The sequence below is a fragment of the Allostella sp. genome (assembly GCF_041913585.1).
Classification (GTDB): domain Bacteria; phylum Pseudomonadota; class Alphaproteobacteria; order ATCC43930; family Allostellaceae; genus Allostella.
Genome location: NZ_JAYSFE010000054.1, coordinates 24,125 through 30,771 on the forward strand (window position 1 = coordinate 24,125; position 6,647 = coordinate 30,771).

Here is a 6,647-nt window from a genome sequence, read left to right on the forward strand (position 1 = left end):
GCGACGACACGCTCTTCGGCGAGATCGGGAACGACACGCTCCGCGGCACCCTCGGCAACGATCTCGCCTATGGCGGCCAGGGCAGCGACAGCGTCAACGGCGGCAACGGCGACGATTCGCTGTTCGCCGGCGACGACGACGACACCATCGACGGCGGTACCGGCAGCGACCTCGCCTATGGCGGTCAGGGCAACGACCGCATCAACGCCGGCGGCGACGACAATTCGCTCAGCGGCATGGACACGGCCTTCGGCGAGGACGGCAACGATGTCCTGAGCGGCGGCCTCGGCAACGACCTGTTCTACGGCGGCAACGGCAACGACAGCCTGGACGGCGGCAACGACGCGGACACCCTCTCCGGCGAGGACGGCGACGACACGGCGGCGGGCGGCCAGGGCTCCGACCTGATCTATGGCGGCAACGGCGACGACAGCCTGGTCGGTGATTCCGAGAGCGACACGATCCGTGGCGGCAATGGCGCCGATACGCTGCGCGGCGGCTCGCAGGCGGACCTGGTCTATGGCGACGACGGCAACGACTATCTCGTCGAAGACAACGACAACGCCACGATGTTCGGCGGCCAGGGCAACGACACGCTCTACGCCAACGGCGCCAACGTGCTGTTCTATGGCGACGACGATGCCGACCTCGTCTACGGCTCGAGCGCGAGCGACACGCTGTGGGGCGGCAACGGCAACGACACGCTGTTCACCAAGAGCGCCCCGGACCTCGTCTATGGCGACGACGGCGACGACCTCGTCTATGGGAACTCGGCCAGCGAGACGCTGTCGGGCGGCGGCGGCAACGACACGATCCTCGCGGACAACGGTTCCGACCAAGTCTTCGGCGGCAATGGCAACGACCTCCTCTACGGCGGTGAATCCGGCGACACGCTCGACGGCGGCGACGGCAACGACACGTTGCTTGGCGAGAACGCCCCCGGCCTCATGTACGGCGGCAACGGCGCCGACCTCGTCTATGGCGGCCAGTCGGCCGACACCGTCGAGGCCGGGGCCGGCGCCGACCTCGTCTATGGCGGCAACGGCAGCGACCGGCTCGATGGCGGCGACGATGCCGACACGCTGTTCGGCGAAGGCGGTACCGACCTGCTCTACGGCGGCAACGGCGACGACAGCCTGTCCGGCTCCGGCAGCAACGACACCCTGTTCGGCGGCCAGGGCGGCGACACGCTCTCCGGCGGCAGCAACAACGACCTGCTCTACGGCGAGGACGATGCCGACCTGATCTACGGCGACGCCAACCTCGACACGATCTTCGGCGGCAACGGCGCCGACGAGGTCTGGGGCGGCACCGGCAACGACCTCGTCTATGGTGGCGACGGCAACGACCTGCTCGACGGCGGCGACTTCGACGATACGGTCCTCGGCGAGACGGGCGACGACCGCGTCGGCGGCGGCAACGGCAACGACCTGCTGCTGCTCGGCGACGGCTCGGACACGGCCATCGGGTCCTTCGCCGACCTGACCGGCGACACGCTCGACGGTTTCGACAATTCCGGCGGCAGCGGGACCGACCGCGACCGCGTCGTCGTCGAGACCGTGTTCGGCTCCGACACGCGCTCGATCTTCGATACGGCCACCGACCTCCTCGACCTCGACGGCGACGGCAACGGCGACGTCTCGATCGTCGGGGCGACCGGCGCCGAGTGGTTCCGGACCGTGATCGGCGGCCGCACCCACTTCCTCATCGCCGAGAGCGTCTTCACGGAAGGGCCCGACACGGTCGACCTCGATACCGTCGACCTCGACATCTACGCCTACGTGACCGATGCCTTCGAGGGCGACGACCGGGTGTCGCTGACCGGCAGTTCCGCGCGCGACGACACCTTCACCGGCGGCGAGGGCGACGACCGCATCCTCGGCAGCGGCGACGAGGAGACGATCTTCGGCGGCAACGGCCACGACACGATCGACGGTGCCGGCGGGGACGACGGGATCGTCGGCGACGACGGCGACGACCGCCTTTCCGGCGCCGGCGGCAATGACGCCCTCGCCGGTGGCGACGGCAACGACACGATCTTCGGCGGCGACGGCCGCGACACGATCGCCACCGGCACCGGTGGCGACCTCGTCCATGGCGGGAGCGGCGGCGACGTCTTCACGGGCGGTGCCCCGGACCACGACCAGGACACGGTCGCCGACTTCGTCCCGGGCACGATCACGGACTCCGACGCAATCGTGGTCACGGGCGACTACAGCGGCCTCGACGGCGATTCGCTGGTGGGCGGGCTGCTCGATTTCGGCGACGGCAACGCGATGATGCTGACCTTCGGGTCGCTCGCGCTCTCCGGCGTGATCGACGCCGAGTTCGCCGGCGGCGAGACCACGATCCGCATCGGTTCGACGGCGACGACCGGCAACGGCCCCGACCTCGTGGTCGCCGACGGCAAGTCGAACTCGGTCGACGGCAAGAACGGCGACGACACCGTCTTCGGCGGCGACGGCAAGGACACGGTCAAGGGCGGCAACGGCAACGACGTCGGCGACGGCGGCAACGACGCCGACGCGCTGTGGGGCGGCAACGGCAACGACGCGCTCTCGGGCGGCAACGGCAACGACACGCTCTATGGCGAGAGCGGCAGCGACTCCCTCGCCGGCGGCGAAGGCGGGGATCGTATCGAGGGCGGCGCGGGGGCCGACGCGATCGAAGGCGGCGCCGGCGCCGACACGCTCTATGGCGGGACCGGCGGCGACACCATCACGGCCGGCGACGGCGGCGACCGCATCTTCGGCGATGCCGACGGCGACCGCATCGACCTCGGCGAGGAGACGGCGGCGCGCGACACCGTCCTCGGCTCGGTCGCCTTCCTCTCCGGCGACACCATCGCCGGCTTCGACACCGGCAAGGACGCGACGTCGGACGTCATCGCACTGACCGGGCTGGCGTCGAAATACGGCAAGCTGCTCGACAGCGTCGCCATCCTCGACGGCGTCCTGTCGCTCAGCAAGGTCGGCGGCGGCGAGATCCTGTTCGAGGATCTGGCGGACGGCATGCACACCGACACCATGCTCGCCGGCGACGGGTCGATCCTGATCTACGTCGTGTAGACCGCCCCAAAACCGGTGCGCGCGTCGGCGTTCATGTTCCTGCCGATTGACGCGTGCCCGGACTGCGACAAAAGTGATCAGGTCGCGGGATCGGCGGCGGTCGTCTCGGCCGCCGGCCCGGCCGTGTCTGGGGGGACGCGATGGCCGTATTTTCACTCGGTTCCGGCAACGACCATTTCCCGGCCGACAGCAGCCCCGGCGCCGACACCATCTACGGCGAGAATGGCAACGACACGATCATCGCCGGCGAGGACACGGATCTCGTCTATGGCGGCATCGGCGACGACAGCCTGTTCGGCGACGGCGTCTCGCTCATCGGCGGCGACGATACGATCTTCGGCGACGACGGCGCGGACCACATCCTGGGCGGCGGCTTCAACGATCTGATCTATGGCGGCGCGGACGGGGACACGATCTTCGGCGACGAGGATGCCGACGGCTTTATCTACTCCGGCAACGACACGCTCTTCGGCGACGATGGCGACGATCGCCTTCATGGTGGCGAGGGCGACGACACGATCGATGGCGGAAACGGCAACGATCTCCTCTATGGCGACGACGGCATTGATTCGCTGTACGGCGGCGGCGACGACGATACCCTGGCCTCGAAGCTCTTCAGCTCGGCTCGGCACACGCTCGACGGCGGCGACGGCAACGACTATCTCGTCGGCGCCTATGGCGACGAGCTGTACCGCGGCGGCAACGGCGCGGACTCCATCGTCGCATCCAACGGCAACGACCTCGCCTATGGCGGCGCGGACGCCGACACGATCGACGGCGGCGCCGGCGCCGACACGCTGTTCGGTGACGGGGGCGACGACAGCATCACGGACGGTGACGTCGCCGACCTGTTCTACGGGGGTGCCGGCAACGACGTCCTGAGCGGCAAAGGATCCATCTTCGGCGACGACGGCGCGGATACGATCTCGGCCCCCGGCCTTGCCTACGGCGGCAATGGCAGCGACCTCGTCTATGGCGGCGAAGGCAACGACGCGCTCTTCGGCGACGGCGATCACGACACGATCTTCGGCGCCAACGGCGCCGACCTCGCCGACGCGGGCACGGGCGACGATCTCCTCTATGGCGAAGACGGCGACGACACCCTCTTCGGCGGCGACGGGTACGACACCATCCTCGGCGCCGGCGGCAACGACCTCGTGTTCGCCGGCGGCCAGGCCGACGCGGTTCTCCTGGGGTCCGGCAGCGACACCGTCCGGGGCTCGCTTGCGGACCTCTCCGACGACACCCTGCTCGACTTCGACACGGCGGACGGCGGAGAGCTGGACGCCATCGTGCTCGAGACCGTGCTCGGTGCCGACACCCGCCAGGTCTTCATTGCGACAGGCGATACGCTCGACCTCGACGGCGACGGCGACGCCGACATCTGGATCACCGGCGCGAACGGCGTCGGCTGGCAGCGTTCCGTCATCGAGGGCGTCACCCGCTTTGCAGTCGCCGACCCGCTGTTCACCGAGAATGCGGACACGGTCGATCTCGGCTCGGTCCAGCCCGGCATCTACGGCACCGTGTCGGATGCGCTGGGCGGCGACGACCGGGTGACGCTGACGAGCGCATCGGATCGCGACGACACCTTCTCGGGAGGCAGCGGCAACGACCTCATACTCGGCAGCGATGACGACGAATCCATTCTCGGCGGCAACGGCGACGACACCATCGACGGTGCCGCCGGGGCCGACGTCATCAATGCCGGCAGCGGCGCCAATCAGGCCTTCGGAGGCGATGGGGCCGACTCGATCTTCGGCGGCAGCGGCGCCGACAGCCAGTCCGGCGGCAACGGCGACGACCTGCTCTATGGCGGCCAGGGCATCGACCGGATCTACGGCGAGGCCGGGGACGACACCGCGTTCGGCGACGACAGCACCGACTACCTCTCGGGCGGCAACGGCAACGATCTGCTGTACGGGGGCCAAGCCAGCGACACGCTCCTTGGCGAGGACGGCAACGATCTCCTGTATGGCAGCGGGGTCAGCGGCGACCGCACGAACGCCATCGACTACCTCTTCGGCGGCAACGGCAACGATCAGCTGTTCGGCGGCAACGGCAACGACTTTCTCTACGGCGAAGGCGACAACGATCTGCTCTATGGCAGCGAGCGGAACGATCGCTTCTTCGGCGGCAGCGGGGCCGACACCGGATATGGCGGCAACGGCGCCGACACCGGGAGCGGCGACGAGGGCGACGACCTTCTCTACGGCGGCCAGGGCAACGACCAGCTCTTCGGCGGCAACGGCAGCGATCGCCTCGGCGGCGGCAGCAACAACGACCTGCTCTATGGCGAGAGCGGCAGCGACACGATCTTCGGCACCTTCGCGGAACTGAGCGGCGACACCGCGTTCGACTTCGACACCGCGCCCGGCGGCGATGCCGACGTCATCGTCCTCGAGACCGTGTTCGGCGGCGACACCCGGTCCGTCTTCGTCACCTCCGGCACGACGCTCGACCTCGATGGCGACAGCATCGGCGACGTGACGATCGTCGGTGCGAGCGGCGCGGAGTGGGAGCGCAGGGTGGTCGGCGGCGCCACGCATTTCTTCATCCGCAGCGATCCATTCACGGAGAATGCCGACACCGTCGACCTCTCGACGCTCGACCTCGCGGACTACGAGAACGTCAGCGACGCGCTCGGTGGCGACGACCGGGTGACGTTGAGCGGGGCGTCCGCCCAGGACGACAGCTTCACCGGCGGCAACGGCGACGACGCGATCTGGGGCGGCGACGACGACGAGACCATCCTCGGCGCCGAGGGCGCCGACACGATCGATGGCGGCGACGGCGACGACGTGCTGGCTGGCGGCAACGGCAGCGACGACATCCATGCCGGCTCGGGCAGCGACAGCGTCCGCGGTTCGCTTGCCGAGCTGACTGGCGACACGGTCTTCGACTTCGACATGGCGGCCGGCGGCGATCTCGATGCGATCGTCGTCGAGACCGTGTTCGGCGGCGATGCGCGCTCCGTCTTCACGGCCGTCGACGACGGGCTCGACCTCGACGGCGACGGCGACGGCGACATCACGATCGCCGGCGCGACCGGCGTCGACTGGCAGCGCGCCGTCGTCGAGGGCGTCACCCGCTTCACCATCGCTATCCCGCTGTTCACCAACGACCCGGACTCCATCGATCTCGGCGCGATCGACCTCGATCTGTACGGCAACGTGTCGGACGCGCTGGCCGGCGACGACCGGGTGACGCTGACGGGCGACACCGACCGCGACGATGATTTCTTCGGCGGCAACGGCAACGACGGGATCTTCGGCAGCGGTGACGACGAGTCGATCCATGGGGGCAACGGCCTCGACACGCTGAATGGCGAAAGTGGGGCCGACCAGCTGCGCGGCGGCGCCGATGCCGACCTGCTCTATGGCGGCGCTGGAAACGACTACTTCCTGGGGGAACTCGGCAACGACACGCTGTGGGGTGACGAGGGTCGGGATACGCTGGTACCGGGCCTCGGGACCGATCTGATCCATGGCGGGCCCGGCGGTGACCTGATCGGCGCCGACTCTGTCGAGGATCTCGACCAGGATACCGTCGCCGACTTCCTGCCCGGCGCCATTGCCG

The 6,647-nt window shown here is 69.2% G+C and carries 2 protein-coding genes; both read left to right on the forward strand.

What is annotated here, in order from left to right:
* On the forward strand, positions 1-3,068 hold a 3,068-nt coding region (locus ACE3Q3_RS12220), incomplete at its 5' end, for a calcium-binding protein (RefSeq protein ID WP_374446377.1).
* Between the two features lie 140 nt (positions 3,069-3,208).
* The coding region (locus ACE3Q3_RS12225) for a calcium-binding protein (protein WP_374446379.1) at positions 3,209-6,647 on the forward strand (3,439 nt) is incomplete at its 3' end.